The 19,729-nt window shown below is 35.8% G+C and carries 22 protein-coding genes and 1 tRNA gene; all 23 read left to right on the top strand.

What is annotated here, in order from left to right; translation table 11 throughout:
- Positions 1-7 precede the first annotated feature (7 nt).
- Complete coding sequence (locus IGI80_RS01500) at positions 8-409, top strand: hypothetical protein (protein WP_438722485.1); 402 nt, start codon at positions 8-10, stop codon at positions 407-409.
- 14 nt (positions 410-423) lie between these two features.
- The gene (locus IGI80_RS01495) at positions 424-1,509 is read left to right on the top strand and encodes a major capsid protein (RefSeq protein WP_438722483.1); all 1,086 of its coding nucleotides are present in this window, start codon (positions 424-426) and stop codon (positions 1,507-1,509) included.
- Between the two features lie 12 nt (positions 1,510-1,521).
- On the top strand, positions 1,522-1,845 hold the full coding sequence (locus tag IGI80_RS01490) for a hypothetical protein (RefSeq protein WP_438722482.1): 324 nt from the start codon (positions 1,522-1,524) through the stop codon (positions 1,843-1,845).
- A gap of 12 nt (positions 1,846-1,857) precedes the next feature.
- Entirely contained in the window at positions 1,858-2,193 is a 336-nt protein-coding gene (locus tag IGI80_RS01485; RefSeq protein WP_438722481.1) for a phage head-tail connector protein, read from the top strand.
- Positions 2,190-2,525 (top strand): hypothetical protein, encoded by a 336-nt coding sequence (locus tag IGI80_RS01480; protein WP_438722480.1) that lies wholly within the window; start codon positions 2,190-2,192, stop codon positions 2,523-2,525. The genes IGI80_RS01485 and IGI80_RS01480 overlap by 4 nt, the downstream gene beginning before the upstream one ends.
- Before the next feature lie 4 nt (positions 2,526-2,529).
- Positions 2,530-3,069 (top strand): HK97 gp10 family phage protein, encoded by a 540-nt coding sequence (locus IGI80_RS01475; RefSeq protein ID WP_438722478.1) that lies wholly within the window; start codon positions 2,530-2,532, stop codon positions 3,067-3,069.
- Positions 3,066-3,437, top strand: a complete 372-nt coding sequence (locus tag IGI80_RS01470) for a hypothetical protein (protein WP_438722476.1) — start codon at positions 3,066-3,068, stop codon at positions 3,435-3,437. Before IGI80_RS01475 ends, IGI80_RS01470 begins: the two co-directional genes overlap by 4 nt.
- 17 nt (positions 3,438-3,454) lie before the next feature.
- Positions 3,455-3,922: a phage tail tube protein gene (locus IGI80_RS01465; protein WP_438722474.1), complete on the top strand. Its 468-nt coding sequence runs from the start codon at positions 3,455-3,457 to the stop codon at positions 3,920-3,922.
- 87 nt (positions 3,923-4,009) lie between these two features.
- Positions 4,010-4,420 (top strand): DUF6096 family protein, encoded by a 411-nt coding sequence (locus IGI80_RS01460; RefSeq protein ID WP_438722472.1) that lies wholly within the window; start codon positions 4,010-4,012, stop codon positions 4,418-4,420.
- 86 nt (positions 4,421-4,506) lie between these two features.
- A complete protein-coding gene (locus tag IGI80_RS01455) occupies positions 4,507-4,806 on the top strand; it encodes a hypothetical protein (protein WP_438722470.1) in 300 nt (99 codons plus the stop codon).
- A complete protein-coding gene (locus tag IGI80_RS01450) occupies positions 4,796-10,021 on the top strand; it encodes a phage tail protein (protein WP_438722468.1) in 5,226 nt (1,741 codons plus the stop codon). Before IGI80_RS01455 ends, IGI80_RS01450 begins: the two co-directional genes overlap by 11 nt.
- A 10-nt stretch (positions 10,022-10,031) precedes the next feature.
- Positions 10,032-10,397, top strand: a complete 366-nt coding sequence (locus IGI80_RS01445) for a DUF6711 family protein (RefSeq protein WP_438722467.1) — start codon at positions 10,032-10,034, stop codon at positions 10,395-10,397.
- Between the two features lie 16 nt (positions 10,398-10,413).
- Positions 10,414-12,873 (top strand): tail fiber domain-containing protein, encoded by a 2,460-nt coding sequence (locus tag IGI80_RS01440; protein WP_438722466.1) that lies wholly within the window; start codon positions 10,414-10,416, stop codon positions 12,871-12,873.
- Between the two features lie 3 nt (positions 12,874-12,876).
- Positions 12,877-13,014 (top strand): hypothetical protein, encoded by a 138-nt coding sequence (locus IGI80_RS01435; RefSeq protein WP_438722465.1) that lies wholly within the window; start codon positions 12,877-12,879, stop codon positions 13,012-13,014.
- The gene (locus IGI80_RS01430) at positions 13,015-14,130 is read left to right on the top strand and encodes a pyocin knob domain-containing protein (protein WP_438722463.1); all 1,116 of its coding nucleotides are present in this window, start codon (positions 13,015-13,017) and stop codon (positions 14,128-14,130) included. It abuts the gene before it with no gap.
- Positions 14,131-14,141: 11 nt separating this feature from the next.
- Positions 14,142-14,456, top strand: coding sequence for a hypothetical protein (locus tag IGI80_RS01425; RefSeq protein ID WP_438722461.1), 315 nt, complete (start codon positions 14,142-14,144; stop codon positions 14,454-14,456).
- Entirely contained in the window at positions 14,453-14,566 is a 114-nt protein-coding gene (locus IGI80_RS01420; RefSeq protein ID WP_438722460.1) for a CD1375 family protein, read from the top strand. The genes IGI80_RS01425 and IGI80_RS01420 overlap by 4 nt, the downstream gene beginning before the upstream one ends.
- Before the next feature lie 37 nt (positions 14,567-14,603).
- Positions 14,604-14,729, top strand: coding sequence for a CD1375 family protein (locus IGI80_RS01415; protein WP_438722459.1), 126 nt, complete (start codon positions 14,604-14,606; stop codon positions 14,727-14,729).
- 55 nt (positions 14,730-14,784) lie between these two features.
- Entirely contained in the window at positions 14,785-15,303 is a 519-nt protein-coding gene (locus IGI80_RS01410; RefSeq protein ID WP_438722458.1) for a phage holin family protein, read from the top strand.
- A gap of 2 nt (positions 15,304-15,305) precedes the next feature.
- On the top strand, positions 15,306-16,142 hold the full coding sequence (locus tag IGI80_RS01405; protein WP_438722456.1) for a lytic exoenzyme target recognition domain-containing protein: 837 nt from the start codon (positions 15,306-15,308) through the stop codon (positions 16,140-16,142).
- Positions 16,143-16,598: 456 nt separating this feature from the next.
- A tRNA-Ile gene (locus IGI80_RS01400) sits at positions 16,599-16,672 on the top strand.
- Positions 16,673-17,077: 405 nt separating this feature from the next.
- Positions 17,078-18,346, top strand: a complete 1,269-nt coding sequence (locus tag IGI80_RS01395) for an adenine-specific methyltransferase EcoRI family protein (protein WP_438722455.1) — start codon at positions 17,078-17,080, stop codon at positions 18,344-18,346.
- A 51-nt stretch (positions 18,347-18,397) separates the two neighbouring features.
- Positions 18,398-19,558: an HNH endonuclease family protein gene (locus tag IGI80_RS01390; protein WP_438722454.1), complete on the top strand. Its 1,161-nt coding sequence runs from the start codon at positions 18,398-18,400 to the stop codon at positions 19,556-19,558.
- Positions 19,559-19,729: the final 171 nt, after the last annotated feature.

Here is a 19,729-nt window from a genome sequence, read left to right as displayed (position 1 = left end):
AAAGAATATGGCAAAACTAGGGACAGTGGTAACAAAAGGAAAAAATATTCATCAGATTTTAGCAAATCCAACGTTATTCCAAGCCTTTGGTGCTCAAATCAAAGCGGATGGCGTAACAGCTGATACTAACGGTCGTAAAATCATTCCAGCAGGAACACCAGTTGGCGGAACTACTCGTTTCTTGGATAACGAGATGGCTGAATTAGTAGTAACGAATACGGATACGGATGCCACACAAACGCAGGGAGTATTGCTTTATGAAGTGGATGTAACTGCAGGTACTCAAAACGGAACAGTGTTAGTGTTTGGTTTTGTGAATGAGAATCGATTAGATGCTAAATTAACAATTAATGATGCTGCGAAAAAAGCTTTAGAAAATAAAGTCGTATTCGTAAAACGAAATGCTTAGGAGGATATAGATAAATGAATAATAAATTATCAATGGATTTACAACTTTTTGCTGAACAATCCATTTATACGATGGTTACAGCACCAGAAGTTGCTGCTTACTGGACAGAGAAACAACAAACATTACCTCCATTTCTTGGGGAAGAACTTTTTCCATCGGTCAAACAGCTAGGAACAGAAATTAAATGGTTAAAAGGTTCAACAGGAGCTCCTAAAATGTTGAAACCATCAGCATTTGGGGCACGAGCAATCCCTCGTGGACGTAAAGAGTTTGACAAAGTATTAACAGAACTTGGTTTCTTCAAAGAGTCTAAATTTGTTGACGAAAATCTACGTCAACAATTGAACTTAGTTATGGCTTCAGGAAACCAATTGATGATTGACACTATTTTGAAAAAGATTTTTGATGATATCACTGATTTGACTTATGGCGCTGCGGTTACCCGCGAAGTAGCACGTATGCAGTTATTAATAACTGGTAAAGCTGAGTTGTCAGGGAATGGTCAAAAATATGAGCTTGATTACGAATTTAATCAAGAACATATGGAGAATGTAAAAGTATCTTGGTCTGACGTAAATAGCTCAGATCCTTTTTATGATATTCAAAAAGGAATTGAAAAAATTCAATTAGATACAGGTGAAACACCAACGCGTGCAGTCACTAATTTATCCACGTTGAACAAGATTGTAGCAAACAAAAAAATAAATAAAACAATCTCTGTTTTTGGCGGTGGAGATATTATTCTTGGTCGTCAAAAAGTCATTGATTTCTTCCGCAATGAGTTAGGAATTGATATTGTATTGTATGACAAACTATATGAAAACGAACAAGGTGCAGCAACTAAATTTATCCCTGATGATAAATTTGTTTTGTTACCAGGAACACCTTTAGGGACGACGGCGTTTGCGACTACGCCAGAAGAATCCGATTTGATGACGAATGGAAAGAGTAATGTATCTATTGTTGATACAGGTGTAGCTATCACGACCATGACGGAAGAAGATCCTGTTACTGTTGAAACAAAAGTATCTATGCTTTCTCTGCCAACTTTTGAGAATATGGAAAAAGTGTATATTTTAGATGCTGTTGCTAAACCTTAGGAGGGAACGACTATGTATTACCAAGTTTTATCTGAATTTATTGAAGATAACCATCACTATAAAAAAGGTGATGGTTATCCTTTTTCTGATGAGGTAGATCAAGAAAGAGTGAAGTACCTTTCTGACTATGAATTGAACGGCAAAGTTACTTTCATCAAAAATCTTGAGTCAGAGGAACAAGACAATGAAAGAGAAAATGAAACAAGCGATCCTTTCAAAGGAGTCAGGAGTGACTCAATGAAAAAAGTTCTTAGTGAAAAAAAGATTGAATTTGATGAAACCATTGAACGAGCCGATTTGATCAAACTAATGATTGAAAATAACCTAACTGTTTAGGAGGAGGTCAAGATGAATCCTGTTAACGAAGCGAAACTAGAAGAATTACAAGAACAATTAGAACGCAAATTATCGATTACGGAAGAAAAAGACAAACGAATTTTAACTGATGATTTGAACGATTGTATGGCGATGGTGCTTGATTATTGTAATAGGAATGTTTTAGTAGGAAATATGGCTAATGCAGTGAAAGAGTTATTGATCGTCAAATACAATCGTGCTGGAACAGAAGGAGAAACGGCTCGTAGTGAAGGTGGTATTTCTCAAACGTTTGAAACAGGACTTCCACAAGCGATTAAAGCTCAATTAAATCGTTACCGCGTAGCTAAAGTTAGGAAGTTTCTATGAAATTAAGTCAAAAAAATCTCAAAAAAATTTATTTGAAAGAAGTGTTATTTACGCAAAATTCCACCGGAAAAGAAATGACAATATATTCAGATAAACCTACAGAAATTGAAATGAATATTCAACCAGCTACAGGGACTGTTCTTGCACAAATTTATGGAAATAAACTAAATACAGTCAAAAGTTGTAAGTATCAAGGAAACAAAATTAATGAAGGTGAACATGAACTTTGGGGAGTTTGTTTAAACGTTTCAAAAAATGAACAACCAGATTATAAAATAGTTGCTATTACTACATTTTCCAGCCATAAGAATATTCTTATTGAGAGGTTGTGATTGGATGGGAGTAACTATAAAGGGACTAGATCGTTTACGAACAAAAATAAAAGCGATGCCTAAAGCAATTTCAGAGGCAGCATTTAATGCGACAGAAGAAACTGCAGAACTCGTTCAAGGCAGAGCAGTTCAAAATGTGCAACGTTCAATCAAAAATGGTAGTGGAAGTCTTTCAAGTAGTATTAAAAAAGATGCTGTTATGACTGATTCCAAAAGCGTAGCTCATGTGTGGACGGATAAAAAACAAGGATTGTATCGTGAATTAGGAACGGGGCCGGTTGGAGAAGCTAGCCAAAAAGATTTGCCACCGGCGGTTATCCCCGTTTATTCACAAGGACCTTGGTTTATTCCAGCTAAAGATGCCCCTGATTTAGAAGCTCTGTACGGCATGTTAAGGATTAGCATCAAAGGGGTGGATTTCTTTCTAACAAGAGGGCAACCAGCGCGTCCATGGTTATATCCAGCTCTTAAAGAAGGAATGGCAGAAGCTCCGGATATATTCACAGAAAAGATCAATTTAAAATTAAAGGAGCTAGCTAAATGACTATTTTTAATATGGAAATAGCAGCTTTTCAGCTTTTATCAGATATTAAAGAGTTGGAAAAAGTGGTTAAGGAATATCCTGAGTCATGGGAAATATTTCCGATGGCAGTTTTTAAGACGAAACGAACACCTCATGTAGTAGATATAAATAAAGAAGAAGTGCAGTCTTATTGGACTGTAACCATAGAAATATATGAGGATAGCTATACTGACTTAATAGGTACAATCATAAATCAGGTTGATCAAGCATTTAAAAATATAGGATTTATTGGGACAGTTACCGATGCGAATACAGCGGGTTTAATAAGAAAAATCTGTGAATATTCAGCGGTTATTGATAATGGTACCCGTTTTGTTTATCAAAAATAAAAATAGGAGGATACAAAATGTTAACAATGAATTTACAAAAATTTGCAGATGGCGAAATGGCCGGATTACTTTCTAAGGGGACTGTATTGTCTTATAAAGATGGAGCAACAACCAAAGTGATTGCTGCAGTAAAATCTATTCCAGCGATCGGATCTGATCCAGAAAAAGTCGATGTAACAAATTTAAGTTCAGAGCGCAAGGAATATATCAAAGGAATTCAAGATACAGAAAATTTAGAATTCGCCATTGTTTATCAAGGAAAGAATTTTTCAGATATTCATGCCATGGTAAAAGCAGGTAAAGCCTATGATTTTACTATTACTTATCCAGATGGTATGAAAGTAGAATTTACCGGCGAACCAGATTATAAACTAGATGGAGTAGAGGTTAACTCTGCAGTAGGATTCTCATTAGTGGTGGTAGTAAACAAAGCACCAGTTGTGACGCCAGCTTCTATTACAGCTATCACAAAGCCGAGCGTTTAATCAGCAATTAATAAATTTTAAAGTTAACAGGGCAGATATTAGAAACTGCCCTGTTTTATTAATAAACAATAGAGGAGAGTATAGTTCATGAATAAAGTAATTAAAATGCCAAATACAAAACAAGTAACATTAGGAAACTTAACTTTACAGTTACGATTAGGTACAAAAGAAATTTATACTATCGAAAATCGCTTAGATGAATCTTTGATGGGGCTGTTTATGAACGGTAAAGGTGGGTTAGGGATGCCAAGCCTTAAAAAAGTACTAATTGTATTGCAAGGAGCGAATCAAACTTCAGGTGTCAAAGACCAAGATATCTTTGATGCAGTAGACAAATTCCTAGCAGAAGGGAATACTACTATGGATATTATTACTATCTTGCAGGAATTATTAGACGAAAGTGGTTTTTTCGGGAAAAACAAAGACGAGAAGGAAGACAAATCGAACAAAGAAACAACGGTGAATTTCGACGAACCGACCACGGACTTCGAAATGTAAAGAATTATCAGACAGTTACTGAGTTGCTGCTGGATATGGAGCCTATCGCTATAGAATGGGGCATACCCGCAAATGAATTTTGGACAATGACTTACGATGAGATTATCAAGCAAGTGACGGCTAATAAAAAACGCTATGAGTTAGAAATGAAAAATCGAGCAATGTTTGATTATAATGCAGCACAATTAAATGCATTTGCTTTTAATAAGCCTGATAAAATGCCAAAGGCAGAAAAAATGTATCCATTCTTAAAATCAGAAGAAGATAAACTACCAATTTCTGAGCAGCCATATGATATGGAAACAGATCGCGCTATTTTTATGCAGTCTTTATTAGGATTACAACAACGCTTGAATAAGAATGGGGGTGGAGACGATGACAATTGAACTAGAAAAACTTGAAGTAATTATTGAGGCGAATGCAGAAAAGATTGAGAAAAATCTTGCAAAAGTAATGCCAACTATTGAAAAAATGATGAAACGAATGGGAATAACTGTAGAAAAAGAGACAGAAAAAATTGAAAAAGGTTTGGATATTTCTAAAACAGAAAGTAAGCTTGAACGTCAAATGGAGCAACTAAACACTACTTTTAAAAAGCAATTAGCTTTCATGGAAAAACAGGCCGAAAATTCGTCAGGTAATATTGGAGTTGGTTTATCTAAAGGAGTTGCTAAAGGACGTAAAAATATTAGCAAAGATATTGACGCAATGATTAATGAAATTAATGCTAAAATGGGTCAAGCGAAAGCACAACAAGAGAAAATCGCTTTCTTAAAAGCGCAAAGACAAGGCTCAGTAGAAAGCGGTAATACTAAAAATCAAATTAAGTATGATGACCAAATTGCTACTGCTCAGGCACAATTAACTAAATATCATGAAGCAGCAAAAAAATTAGCTCGATCAATGAAGGAAGAATTCGACACTTTACCGCAAGAGCTGGATAGCATTGCGAATAAAATGGCGCAAAATGAAGCTCAAATTGAGCATATGCGTTCAAGAATTAAATCTATGAAAACAGAATATTTAGAAGCAAAAACGCCATCAGGAAGTTTTGAGAACGGATTTAAAGGTACTGAAGATAATAGGGTATCGTTAAAAATCCAAGAAAAAATATTACGACAATCCGCTAAAATGAATAAGTTAGTACAAGACAACGATGCTTTACAAAGAGCTTATGCTATGGTGGAAGATCGTTCAAAATCCTTAGCACCAGCTATCGCTAAAATCAACACACAACTAAAAAAACAAACTCGCCAAACTGAGACTGCAGGTTCAGGAATGCGTAAATTCGGCCGTAATATCGAACAATCACGCGGCGCATTTTCAAGGATGAAACTTATAGCCGGCGGAATTGGTTTAGCATTAGGTAAAGGATTTCGTTTTGCAACACGTTCTTTCAATAGGTTTAAAAATCATTTTTCTAGAGGTTCCTCGCAAATTCAGAGAAGAACAAATAAAATGTCTCAAGGATTTAGTCATATGGGACGTAGAATTGGCCGGATAGTGAAACAGGTGTTTATTTTTTCACTAATCTATCATGGATTAAGAATGATGGGTAGAGGTTTGATGTCCGCTTTACAAACGAATGAAGAATTTAGTCAATCATTAAATCAAATTAAAGTAAACTTGTTAACAGCTTTTTATCCTATTTATACAGCTATTCTACCTGCAATCAATGCTTTGATGTCAGCTCTAGCAAAAGTAACTGGCTATATAGCTAGTTTTATAGCTACTTTGTTTGGCACAACGTATTCAGCCGCAAAACAAGGGGCGACTGGTTTATACCAAAATATCCAAGCAATGAATGAAACAGGAACAGCTGCAGATAAAAACAAGAAAAAGATTAAAGAAATGCAACGTTCACTTATGGGCTTTGACGAGATCAATAAATTGACTCTAAATAATAACGATGATAATGACAGTTCCTTAGATACACCTAAAAGGCCTGGGATAGATTTTGGAGCAGCGACAGGTGATTATGCTCCACCAGCATGGATGGAAAGCTTTATGAATACGCTGCAGGATTTTTTCAAGCCATTTCAAGCTGCTTGGAACAACCAAGGTAAAAAAGTAATCGATGCTTGGAACTACGCCTTAAAAGAAGTTGTTGGCCTAGTACAGGCTATAGGTAAGTCATTCATGGAAGTGTGGACCAATGGTACAGGGCAACGTTTTATTGAAAACCTTCTGATTCTATTAGCAGATGTATTATCTATTATTGGTGACATTGCAGGCGCATTTAGAAGAGCGTGGGAAGACGATGGTAGAGGGACAGCCCTTATACAATCTATATTTGATCTGTTGAATAGAATACTAGAGCTGTTGCATTTGGTCGCTCAAGCATTTAGAGATGCGTGGAATGACGGAACAGGTGAATCTATCGCAGCCAACTTGTTAGAAATATTCACAAACATATTTAAAGCGGTAGGGAATATTGCGGAGCAATTAAAAAAAGCTTGGGCTCAAGGAAATACAGGTAAAGAGATATTTTCTATTATCTTAGGTGTGATTAATACTTTACTCGAACATATAAATAAGATAATGCAGGCCACCGAAGAATGGGCTAAAACATTAGACTTCACCCCGTTATTGAATTCAGTGAAAATACTGTTAGAATCCTTACAACCGTTAACTGACAATCTAGGTGCGGGATTGGAATGGTTCTACAAAAATGTATTATTACCGCTAGCAAGTTATGCTATCGAAGATTTGATACCGGTGTTTCTGGATGCTTTAGGAGGGGTAATCACTTTTGTTAACGGAGTAATTGAAGGATCTAAACCTGCTTTTAAATTTTTATGGGAAAAAATACTAAAACCAGCTGCTGAATGGACCGGCGGTGTTATTGTTGAAGTGTTGAAAAAAATCGGTGATGCGTTAAGCGGAATCGGTGACTTTATTTCTGAACACGGAGAAGGTTTTTCAAATTTCGTTATAGCTTTTGGAACATTTGTAGGAGCGATTAAAGTAATAGGAGCTGTTGCAAAAGTTGTTGAAGTTATATCTGAAATCTTCACTTTTCTTTCTGGTATTGGTGGTCTTAGTGGAGTGCTTTCTGCGGTAGGAACAGCAATTGGGACAGTAGTTGGTATTTTAGGAGGACCGATAACGCTAGCGATAGGAGCGGCTATTGCAATAGGAGTGGTACTTTGGAAAAACTGGGATGCCATCATGGAAAAAGCTGGGGAATTAGGCGCTTGGGTTGGTGAAAAGTGGAATGATTTAACTAGAATAACTGGTGAAGTATGGGAATCAATTAAACAATTAGTAGCTGATATTTGGGCGCATATAAGTAGTACTTTTAGTAATGTTATTGAATCTTTCGTACAATTTGGCAAAGATATTTGGGAAGGATTAAAAAAAGGTTTAAACAGTATCATTGAAGGCGTAGAAACATTCTTTCATGATTATGTTTGGAAGCCGATTACGGATTGTTTCAAAAAATTATTTGGTATTCATTCCCCATCTACAGTTTTTGCCGATTTTGGTGGATTCTTAATGGAAGGGTTATTCAATGGTATTAAATCTCTAGTTTCTAAACCATTAGAAGCTTTAGGCGGTTTTTTTACCAGTGCTAAAGAAAAAACAAAAGAGGCCTGGGGAAATATTAAAAAATGGACTGCTGATGCCTGGTCTAATGTTGGTACAACAATTGGCGGAGCCGTTGACAAATCCAAGCAATGGGTTTCTTCTAAATGGTCTGATGTGAAAAAAGCCACTTCTGGAGCATGGGATAACATTAAAAGTTGGACTTCTAAAGCATGGACTGGTACTAAAAAGAGCGTTAGTGAAGCGGTAGATACAGCAAAAACAGCTGTATCTAAAGGATGGTCAACAGTTGGGGATAAAACTTCCAGCACTTGGAACAAAGTGGCAGGAAGTACAACAAAAGCGTGGCATGGAACTAATCGTACAATTTTAGATAAAACTAGAGAAATAGCAAGAACCATTGAAAATGCTTGGAATACAATAAAAAGTAGTACAAATCGAACTTGGAGCGCAGTTTATTCAACGATTGTTAATCACGCATATAATGTGAAAAACAAGGCTTCTAATGCTTTTTGGATTCTCAAGAATAATCTAGTAAATTCTCTAGGAGGCTTGAAGTCAATCGTTGCTTCTACGTTTAATTCTATTGCTCATTGGGCAAATCAATTACCTTATAGAATTGCTAGGGGCTTGAGTAATGGTGTTCAAGCTATTAGAAACGCAGCTTCTTCCATTGCACGAGGGATGGTAAATATTGTCGGTAGTGCAGTGAATAGCGTTGTTAATGGAATTAACTGGGTTTTACGCTCAGTTGGTGCTGGCAGTTATGCTTTGTCAGGTTGGGGCATTCCTAGTTATGCAAAAGGAACTGGTACTCATCCTGGAGGTCTTGCATTAGTGAATGATGCCCCAGGAATCAATTACCAAGAAGCGTATCAAACACCAGATGGTAAGAAAGGTGTATTTCCTAAAATAAGAAATATGTTGGTCTATTTACCAAAAGGTTCTTCTGTCTTAGATGGCCAACGAACGTCTAAACTAACAAGCGATATACCAGCATATAGTCATGGTGTTGGACATTGGTTTAATGAGCGATGGGATCGAGTAAAAGCAATTTCTTCAGATATTTGGTCCTATGATTCCGATCCATCTAAATTATTATCAGCTGCAATTTCAAAATATATTCAACTGAATAATGTAGGACAACCAAACTTAGCCGTGTCAAAAGGATCAATCGCGACTACGGCTAATGGATCTGAGGATTGGGTGGCTAAAAAGTACAATGAAAGTTATCAGAAACATATGGATACCCTCTCATCCGTTAATGGTGGCGATTGGGCGAAACAAATCAAACGAGCTGCTAGCTTGATGCATCAATCAATAACTAACACCGAAGTAAATGGAATCTTAGCGCAAATTCAACGTGAATCTGGTGGAAACCAACGCATTATACAAAGTAGTGCTGTTTGGGATGTAAATACAGCTAGTGGTAACCCAGCTAAGGGTTTATTGCAATACATTCCACAGACATTTGCTGCTTACAAAGTGCCCGGATATGGTGATATATTTAATGGGTTTCATCAGTTGATGGCATTTTTTAATAATTCCAATTGGCGATATGATTTACCCTATGGACATAGCGGTTGGGGACCGAGTGGACATAGAATTGTTGGTTATGAAAATGGTGGTTGGATTAATCAAGAAGGGCTTTATCGACTCGGTGAAGGAAATAAGCGTGAATTAATAATTCCTATGGAAAAACCAACAATCGCTCAGAAATTAATAGAAGAAGCGATTGATTATTTAGGGATTGATTGGACGGATACGAGTTTAAGTATGCCGGAAGTTTTTAAGCCAACCGCATTTACGAAACCTAATCTTAATTTAGCCAATGATAAAACAACATGTTATGAAGGAAGCGGGATGCAGCAAAATATGGAGTCTATGCTAAATGGTGTTATGCTAGCGATTCGTTCTATAGGTGGTACACCACAGCAAGCACCAAATGGAGATATTGTTGTCGAAATAGGTGGCGAAGAATTTGCTAGAATTGCTATTTCTAAAATAAATGAGTATAACCGAAAACTCGGGTATAATGCGCTTGAAATATAGAGGTGAAAAAATGTCTGGAATATTAAAAATTAACGGAATATCTGTTCGATATCCTAAAGAATTTGCAGTAGGTTTGCAAACAATTGATGCTGATTCCAGCGGTAGAAATGCTAATGGTGAAATGGTACGAGATGTAATAGCAGAAAAAACAAAATTAACAATGAAGTGGGGGCCTTTGAGTGATTCAGAGGTCTCTTCTCTTTTACAATCTGTAAAAAGCAGTTTTTTTCAAGTTGAATACCCTGATCCAGTTATTGGAAGACAAAGGATTAAAGTTTTCTATGTTGGGGATAGAACCGCTCCGTCTTACTCATGGAATAGTAAATTTGAAGAACTAAAATGGGAGGGGCTAAGCATGGACTTTATTGAGCAGTAGGCAGAAAGGAGCAAATATGATAAAAGTATCAGAAAAGTTCTTAGAGAAAATAAAAAGCCTCGATAGAAAAATTGTTGCTCGTATAACTACAAAAAATAGAGTGTATACAGACAATGATATCTATTCTTTAAAACTCAATTATGGTGCAATGGTTGGTGAGAGTCTACAAATTGGTTCTACGTATTCCAACTCTTTAGAGGTAGAATTTTGTTCAGTAATTCCAGAATTTAAGGAAATGGATGAAATTATAGTTGAACTAGGGGTTGTTATTCATGATGCAAAAAGTGACATCGGTTCGATTGCTCCAGCAAAGTTAGGGATTGCTAAGGTAGGTACCGCTAAATTAGTTGGATATAGGCCAACTGAATACGAGTATGTTAATATGGGCACTTTTTATATTACCGAATCGGATCCAGATAGAAATGAAAAAAAGACTATGATAAAAGCTTCAGATAGTTTTGTTTATATGGAAGGAATATATAAGTCAGAATTGCCTAAAATGGAAACAATTAGAAATATTGCAATTGATATCGCAAATAGAGCTGGCATCAGAGTTGATTTATCTTCATTCAATGGATTAAGTACAACTAAAATAAAAACGCCTAAAAATTGTACGTATAGACAAGCAATTGGCATGATAGCTCAGTTTGAATGTGGGTATGCTCATTTTAATAGAGATGGTTTGTTAACCATACGGAAATTAGTAGATCCAATAGTTGAAATAACACCTAGTGAGTATTTTATGAAAGGCCTAAGAAAAAATGAATTATTATATAGAATCGGTGGTATTTCTTGTGAAGTCCGTTCTGATGAAGAAGATAGCAGTGAATCAATATTTCTTAAAGCAGGATCTGATAAAGGTGCGCAGATAAAAATAGCTAATAACTCTATGACTCAAGCATTACTAGATGATTTATATGTAAAATTAAGAAGCCTAAATTTTTATCCTTTTAATCTTTCTTGGCGGGGTAATCCAGCACTTGAAGTTGGAGACTGGATCACTTTTGTAGATAGAGAGGGGAATAAATTTAAAAGTCCTAATCTCAGCTACTCTTTGGAATATAGAGGAGGGCTAAAAGGAACTAGCGTAGCCGATACTAAAGCAGTTTCTTCACAAGCTGTTCAATTTAAGGGACCTATTCAGCGACAGATAGATGACTTATATTATAGAGTTGATGCCGCAGGTGAAAATAATGTATATGATGGCATAGACGAACCGATGTATCCAAAAGAAGGTGATATTTGGTTTAAACCGAATGGACCAGATAAAGAAATTTGGGTATATAAAGATCGTCAATGGGTAATGCAAACATCGACTGCTTTAGATGTAGACATTAAGAATAAAATTGAAAACTCTACCCCGAAAGATGAAATTGTCAAAACTATTAACCTAAGTAGTGAAATGGAAGGTAAAGAATGGCTCAAAATAAAAGGAGCTAAACTATGGTTAACAAATGAGACTAAGATTGACAATGCAGTAATTACTGCCGCCATGATTTACTCAGTTAATGCTGGAACGATCAATGCAGGGACATTAGATGCTGGGAAAATTCGTGTGATTAATCTTGATGCTAGCGCTGTAAGCACAGGAATATTGACGGCAATAAAAATAAATGGTGTAACTATTTCTGGTAGTACCATCACAAGTTTAAGCACGGATAGCTTTAACAAAGTAGTTATGTCTAACGGAACAGTAAAGACCTATTTTAACGATGTATTACGTTCCTCAATGGACGCGCTTCAATTTGCTGTTAATGACGGAAATGGCGTAGAAGTGATGTATTTAGATAGATCGGGTGTAAACCTTAATAAAAGTGGTTCAACAGTCCCGTTGGGTAATTTGGGTCGTGGACATGATAAAGTTTCTGGTAAAGAAGAAATCGCTATCAATGTAGAATTTGGGAATATTGGCTCATATTCAGTAAAAGAAAGTGCTTCAGCCACTGAATACATTAGAAAGTTTGCTGTGTCTTCTGCCGGTGCTCATATTTCAAAATTAATAATGGGAGGTGCTTATGTAGGGGGATCTGGAGAGATTGTCAATGCCTACCTAAAAAGCACAGGTGTTACTTCTGCTTTTACAGTTTATAACAATGTACCGTTAGATTTTTATTCTAATTTAAACATGAATGGTTATTCTATTTTAAACCAATCAGATATCAGACTGAAAGAAAACATTGAGAACACTACGATAAATGGTATTGAAGAAACAAAGAAACTTAACTTTGTGGAATTTGATCGAAAACAAAACTATCGAAGTAAAGATCCAGGTAAACAACCAAATGCTAAGCGAGAACTAGGCTTGATTGCTCAGTACTCACCTTTTTTGAGTGCGCTGGAAAGCAGTTCAAGTTACTTAAGCTTAGATATGAATAAACAAATTATGCTAAATAGCCTAACGAATAAACAGCTGATTGAAATAGTTGAAGAGCAAGAAACAAGAATTAATAAAATTGAAAAATTATTGGAGAGATAGTTTATGGAGAAAAATTTTGAAATTGAGCTTGAAGCAGTGGTACCTAAACTCTTAAAAAGAATTTCCCAGTTAGAATATGATAATGCTATTTTGAAAACAGTGTTAGAACAGCAACAAAACGTAAAAAAAGAGGGTGAATAAATGGCTTATGAAAAGCAAACATGGCTACCATACGATGAATTAAAATCGGAAGAAGAAAATATTCAAGCAGGAGCAGTAGTCACTGCTGAAAGGTTAAATTATATAGAAGCCGGAATCGAAGAAGTGACAATTACACCGGCGACTAATTTGAATGATGGTTTAATGACTAAGTTAGATAAAGCAAAATTGGATTCGGTAGCAATGGGAGCTAATAAATATGTTCACCCAATTAGTCACCCAGCCACAATAATTACACAAGATGTTACACATAGGTTTGTGACAGATGCAGAAAAAATAGGGTGGAATGAAAAAGCGTCTAAGGATTTAGCAACAACGTTATCAAATGGCCTAATGTCTGCTGCAGATAAATTAAAAATAAACGGTATTCAGGCTGGCGCTCAAAAAAATCCAGGGAATGCTACAGCAGTTACTAGTGGCTTAATGTCTTCAACGGATAAGGCTAAATTAGAGAACGTTTATTCTAAGACAGAAACAGATAGTTTGTTTGCTGATGCATTAGTGGCCAAAAAAGAGCGAATTACCGCCCAGGATTGGAATACAATTAAAGCGCCAGGAATGTATGCCGTTAACAGCGCAACGGGGCTTAATCGACCAGCGGGAGCTGTTAATGGCAATTTACTGGTTCAACAAGCAGGAAACATGAACTCGTTAGCCCAGTTCTTCATAGGCAATGAACAGTTAAACAGCCGACGATTTGATGGTACAAACTGGCAAGCTTGGCAAACAGTCGCGCTTGAGCCGCAACAAAAGCCATTATGGGTAGGTGGCTGGTATGGTGGTCCGATGAGCATCACTTTATCTAAGGCGTTATCAAAATGCCGCAACGGGATTATTTTACAGTGGCAAGAATATAGCACAACAAGCACAGTACAAGATACACAATTTAGTTTTACGTATATTCCTAAGCAACATCTCCAGAATGCAGGTAGAGGAACAAACTGTTACGTTGGCGGATATGGAAGTAAAGAAATTTATGGAAAATATCTTTATATTAATGACACTACCATTACTGGTAATGATGTAAATGCGCCGGCTACAATTGCGACAGGTGTTGGAATTAAAAAATATGTTTTAGTTAAAATATGGGAAGTTTAGGAGGTAAGCGAATGAAAATATGGATTGAAAACAAAATAGGTTATTTAGATGGCTATTCATTAATGGAGCAGCCGGACCAAGTAGAATTAGAAGTAGAACAAGAACCGCTGGACTTTCCTAATTGGCGTTTTGACGGTCAAACACTCATTCATGATCCGGATAATGTGCCAGCACCTGAACCAGCACCACCAACTAAATTAGAATTGTTAGAAGCGGAAAACAAAGCATTGAAAGCCGAGATCACTGAGACTAGGCAAGAAACAACGGATACGCAGTTAGCAATCGCTGAAATTTATGAAATGATAGCGGGAGGTACTACAGAATGATAAAAATATATGTCGCCTTAATTGAAAAAGGAGAGAAAACACTTGATGATGTCCCGAAAAAACTACAAACACAAGTACAAGTAATCTTGGATGCAAAAGCTGCAGACTAAGATTGTTTTTTATTTATTGCGGAAGGAGGTGGCTGAAATGGCTATGATTTACGCAACGTTGATCATTAAAGGGAAACGTAAAATCGAAAATGTACCTAAAGTACTTCGTCAACAAGTGATCAATATTCTAATCGACTTAGATTTATCAGAATTAACGAAATAAAAAATAGCGACTGGTGGGACAACCTACCGGTCGCTTATTTAGTTGGAGGAAACCAATGAATAATGTATTAGTAATGTTGCTTCAGCAATGGACCAAAATGGTAACGGATAAAAGTTGGCTGATAGGCGCAGCAACCGGGGGAATTTCTTTCGCCATACCTGGTTGGGTGACAGGGAAAGAGCTGCGCTTAGAGCATGTGATTTTATTAGGTATTTTAATGACTTTATTTGTGATTGAGTGGTTAGTTGGTGGTCGACTGGCCAAAAAATCTACGCAAAAAAGAAAAAATAGCACGACGATGATTGATTCTGCAATTCGTGATTTTATCATTTTATTGTGTTGTTTTATCGCGTATGGTTTTGATTATTTACTAGGTACAGGGGCGTTAATTTTCACTGTATTTACCGGCGCGTTTATCTATCATAATTTTTATAGCCTAATGGCTAATATCGTGGTCTTAGGTTGGGGTGATTTTTTTCCAATGTGGTTATTTAAATGGTTAGAAGATGAAATTGAAGCGAAGAAAGATAAATATTTTCCGGAGAAACAAAACAATGATAAGGGGGAGAAGTAGAAATGACTGTGAGCATACAAAAAACGATTGATTACATGTTGGAATTAAAGCGTAAGGGTATCTGTTATTCTATGACGGGTAGTCGGGATGGTTCTGACGGTACCGGTGACTGTTCAGGAACGGTTGTTCGTGCTGTTCAGTTAGCAGGAGGAACTAAGCCAGGTTGGCTATACAATACTGATAGTATGCATGCGTACCTTATTGAAAATGGGTATCAATTAATTTTCGAAAACCAACCAACCTATGAACCTAAAAAAGGGGATATTTTTATTTGGGGAGAAAAAGGTCAAAGTTCAGGTGCTTTTGGACACACTGGTATTTTTTATGATGACCAAGAAAATATTATTCACTGTAATTACGGCTATAATGGTGTAACGATTAATAATGTCGATGAAATCGCTCGAGCCAACGGATACCCCTATTATTATATTTATCGGGCAAGTGTTGTGAATAATAGCCAACCAGGACCGCAAGTACAAGCATTAGCCCAAGAAAAACCAGCACCAAAACCTAAACGTCGCTATGGTTACCGAGTAGACGATTTACAGTTTTTGAATGGTATTTGGCAAGTAAAAAATGATGTATTAGGGCAACCAGACTTTGATTGGACGGATAACGGAATTAATGTCGCTTATATCGATAAAATTGATCCAGGAACCGGAGAAAATACGCCCGACCAAACGTTAAACGTGGGGGATTATTTCGCTTTTCAGCCAGCTTCGGTAGGGATTATTACCGAACAAGTAAACACAGCAGGTAAAACATTATCTCATGTTCAATTTCCCGATGAGTTTATTTGGTTGTATACGCCAAGTATTGAAAAATTGATTTATGGGTAAAAATATTGAAAGAAAACTTGATTCTACTGAATCAAATTTAAAGACAAAGCTATCAAACATTGATCATAAAATTGAGACCAGTATATTTACTTTTAAAGAAGAACTAAGAAAACAAAAAAGCGCAAATATAAAATGGTTTATAGGCACGTCTATAGCCGTTATAAGTGTAATAATAGGAGCTCTAAAATTTTTTATACAGTAAAATCAGCATGAAAACGCTTTACAATTTAGGCGGTAAGTATTAGAATGTAATTGCTCAACCACAATTTTTCACGTTACTTAAAAACTGTCTTGCCCCAATAAGGCAGTTTTTTTGTTGTTTATAGCATAAAAAGGCTTTACAATTTATTAAAAAAGGATTAGTATTAAAGTACCCTAATACGAAAAAGACTTTTTCATTTTAACTCCTTTTTCTAAAGGAATAGGTTGGCCCTCTTTGGAGGGCTTTTTTTAATCGGACCCTTAGCTCAGCAGGTTAGAGCAGACGGCTCATAACCGTCCGGTCGCTGGTTCGAATCCATCAGGGTCCATAAGTATTTGTCCAACAGATTGAGAAAATATTTACAAAATATGTAAAAGGGGTTAGTATAACTATATCATACAAAAATTTTTCATTTTAACTCCTTTTCTAAAGGAATGAGCTTGCCCTCTTCGGAGGGCTTTTTTTGTCTAACCTATTGAGGAAAACTTTACATATTTTATTTATAAGTTTAAAATAAAATTGCTTTAATAACTACTAATAGTTTTGTGTTCACCCCGAGAAAATAGCTTTGTCCATGCAAAGCTATTTTTATTGTGAATTTAGTTAATTTTATGATATATTTCAACCAGACATGGTCTATTTCGTATCTCTAGTGAAACACCGCTCACTATTAGTAGTTGATTGTAGGTGGGTTTGTTGTATAATATAGACTAATATAAGTGAGGAAAAAACATTGGCCAATAAAAATCTGTCAAATGCAAAAAAACAAAAAAATGATGAATTTTATACACAATGGGCAGATATTGAAAAGGAAATGAACGCTTATCTTGAATACAATCCCAATGTATTTCGCGGGAAAACCATTTTATTGCCTTGTGACGATCCAGAATGGAGTAATTTTACGAAATACTTTGCCCAAAATTTTATGAATTTTGGATTAAAAAAATTAGTATCAACCTCATATGCATATGCAAGTAAGCAGCTATCAATACCACAACAATTAACACTATTTGAATTAGAAAGCCCTAAGTACGATGAAAAAAAAGCACGAACGAACGGGAAAATCTTTACGCTAGAGCCTAAAGATGTTAATAAAGATGGAAAAGTTGATATTGAGGGGTTGCAATTTGATTACTTAAAAGGAGACGGAGACTTCCGAAGTAAAGAAGTAAAAAAAATACGAGATGAGGCGGACTTTATTATAACTAATCCCCCTTTCTCTCTGTTCAGAGAATTTGTAGCATGGATTTTAGAATCAAAAAAACAGTTTGCAGTGATTGGTAATTCAAATGCAATAACTTACAAAGAAATATTTCCGTTAATTGCAAGTAACAAACTATGGTTGGGCGCTACAGGTAATAGTAATGATATGGTTTTTGAAGTCCCGCCAGGAACAGAGATCAAAGAAGCTTATAGGTTGAAAGCAGAAAAGATGGGTTATAAGGGTAATTATACAAGGCTGGGTAACTCGTGTTGGTTCGCTAATATTGAACACGGACGTCGTCATCAACCGCTATCTCTTATGACAATGTCTGATAATCTAAAGTTCAATAATCATAAGGGGAAAGTGACATATCCTAAATATGATAACTATGATGCAATTGAAGTGCCATTTACTGATGCAATTCCATCGGATTATGACGGAGTTATGGGTGTACCTATCAGTTTCTTAGATAAATATAATCCAGAACAGTTTGAAATTGTTGCATTTAGAAAAGGAAATGATGGCAAAGACTTGGTCTATAGCTTGACAAATAACGAGGATTGTGATATAATTATAAGCAAGCAAGCAAGCAAGCAAGCAAGCAAGCAAGCAAGCAAGCAAGCAAGCAAGCAAGCAAGCAAGCAAGCAAGCAAGTTCAACCTTACTTCAGAATACTTATCAAGTACATCAATCCCAGGAATTATTAAAAATGCAGAAGGTCAAATTGGGAACCGAATCACCTATGCTAGAATTACAATTAGGCGGAAACATCATGATGCGCCCATGGGGCGGAGCTAAGATAAACGGGATTGAAGTGTATAGAAGAATATCTATAAGAAGGAAGAAAACATGAAAGCAGACTTAAAAAAATATAAAGTTAAGGATATTGTAGAGGGTTTTACCTATAATGAATATGAGGGTAAAGCTCTTTTTGGATTATCTGGAAAATTAACAATACAACCTGAATATCAAAGGAATTATATTTATGCAGATGGTAATAGAGACGTAGCTGTAATTCAGTCAATATTTAAAGGCTACCCTCTGGGATTAATTTATTTTAACAAAACTGCTAATGGCTATTTAGAGGTATTAGATGGGCAACAACGAATTACTTCTATTGGTCGATTTATTAAGTCAAAATTTGCAGTTAAAGATGAAAATGGTATGGAACAATATTTTTCTGGGTTAAACAAAGATACGCAAATTAAAATAATGGATACAGAACTCTTGGTATATGAATGTACAGGTACTGAGAGTGAAATTAAAGAATGGTTCAAAACGATTAATATTGCAGGTATTCCTTTAAATAGACAAGAACTTTTAAACGCAGTATATTCAGGTTCTTTTGTTACTAAAGCTAAAGCAGAATTTTCTAACTCTAATAATTCAAACATTAATAAATGGCTAACTTTTATTAAAGGTGATGTAAAACGTCAAGAGATTCTAGAAGAAGCTTTAAATTGGATATCTAATGGAAAAATTGATAACTATATGGCGATTCATAGAGAAGATAATGATATTACAGAACTAAAATCACATTTTGATACAGTTATAGAATGGGCATCAACATTATTTGAAGTAGTAGAGAAAGAGATGAAGGGACAGCCTTGGGGTGAATTTTATGAAAAGTATCATATGAAACCATATAATATTTCAGAAATAACGAAAGAAGTTCGTTTACTTTACGGAGATGAATATGTAAAAAATCGTCGAGGTATTTACGAGTATATTTTAAGCGGGAGTCAACACCCTGAGCTATTAAATGTACGTATTTTTGATGAATCAACGAAGAAAAAAGTATACATTGAACAAACTGCTAGAGCAAAAGAGCAAACAGTTTCTAATTGTCCTTTATGTGAAATTGGAAATAATAGTAATAAGGATAAAATTTGGTTATTTAAAGAGATGGATGCTGATCATGTTTCTGCTTGGAGCAAGGGTGGTTCTACTTCTATCGAAAATTGTCAAATGTTGTGTAAAACACATAATAGGGCAAAAGGAAATAAGTAGATCCCAAAAACTTTACACTATCTCGAATGGCTTTTTTTATTTACACATAACTATCATTGTGATATATTCTAATCAGACAGATGCATGTAAAACTTCCATTTAGAAATCCCCGTTCTCATTGAGAACGGGGATTATTTTTGTGTGGAATTGAATAGACTAAAAAAACATGAT

It is taken from the genome of Enterococcus sp. DIV1420a, assembly GCF_051712165.1.
GTDB classification, from domain to species: Bacteria; Bacillota; Bacilli; order Lactobacillales; family Enterococcaceae; genus Enterococcus; species Enterococcus faecalis.
Note: the sequence above shows the minus strand (reverse complement) of the source record. Positions and strands in the feature narration are given on the sequence as shown.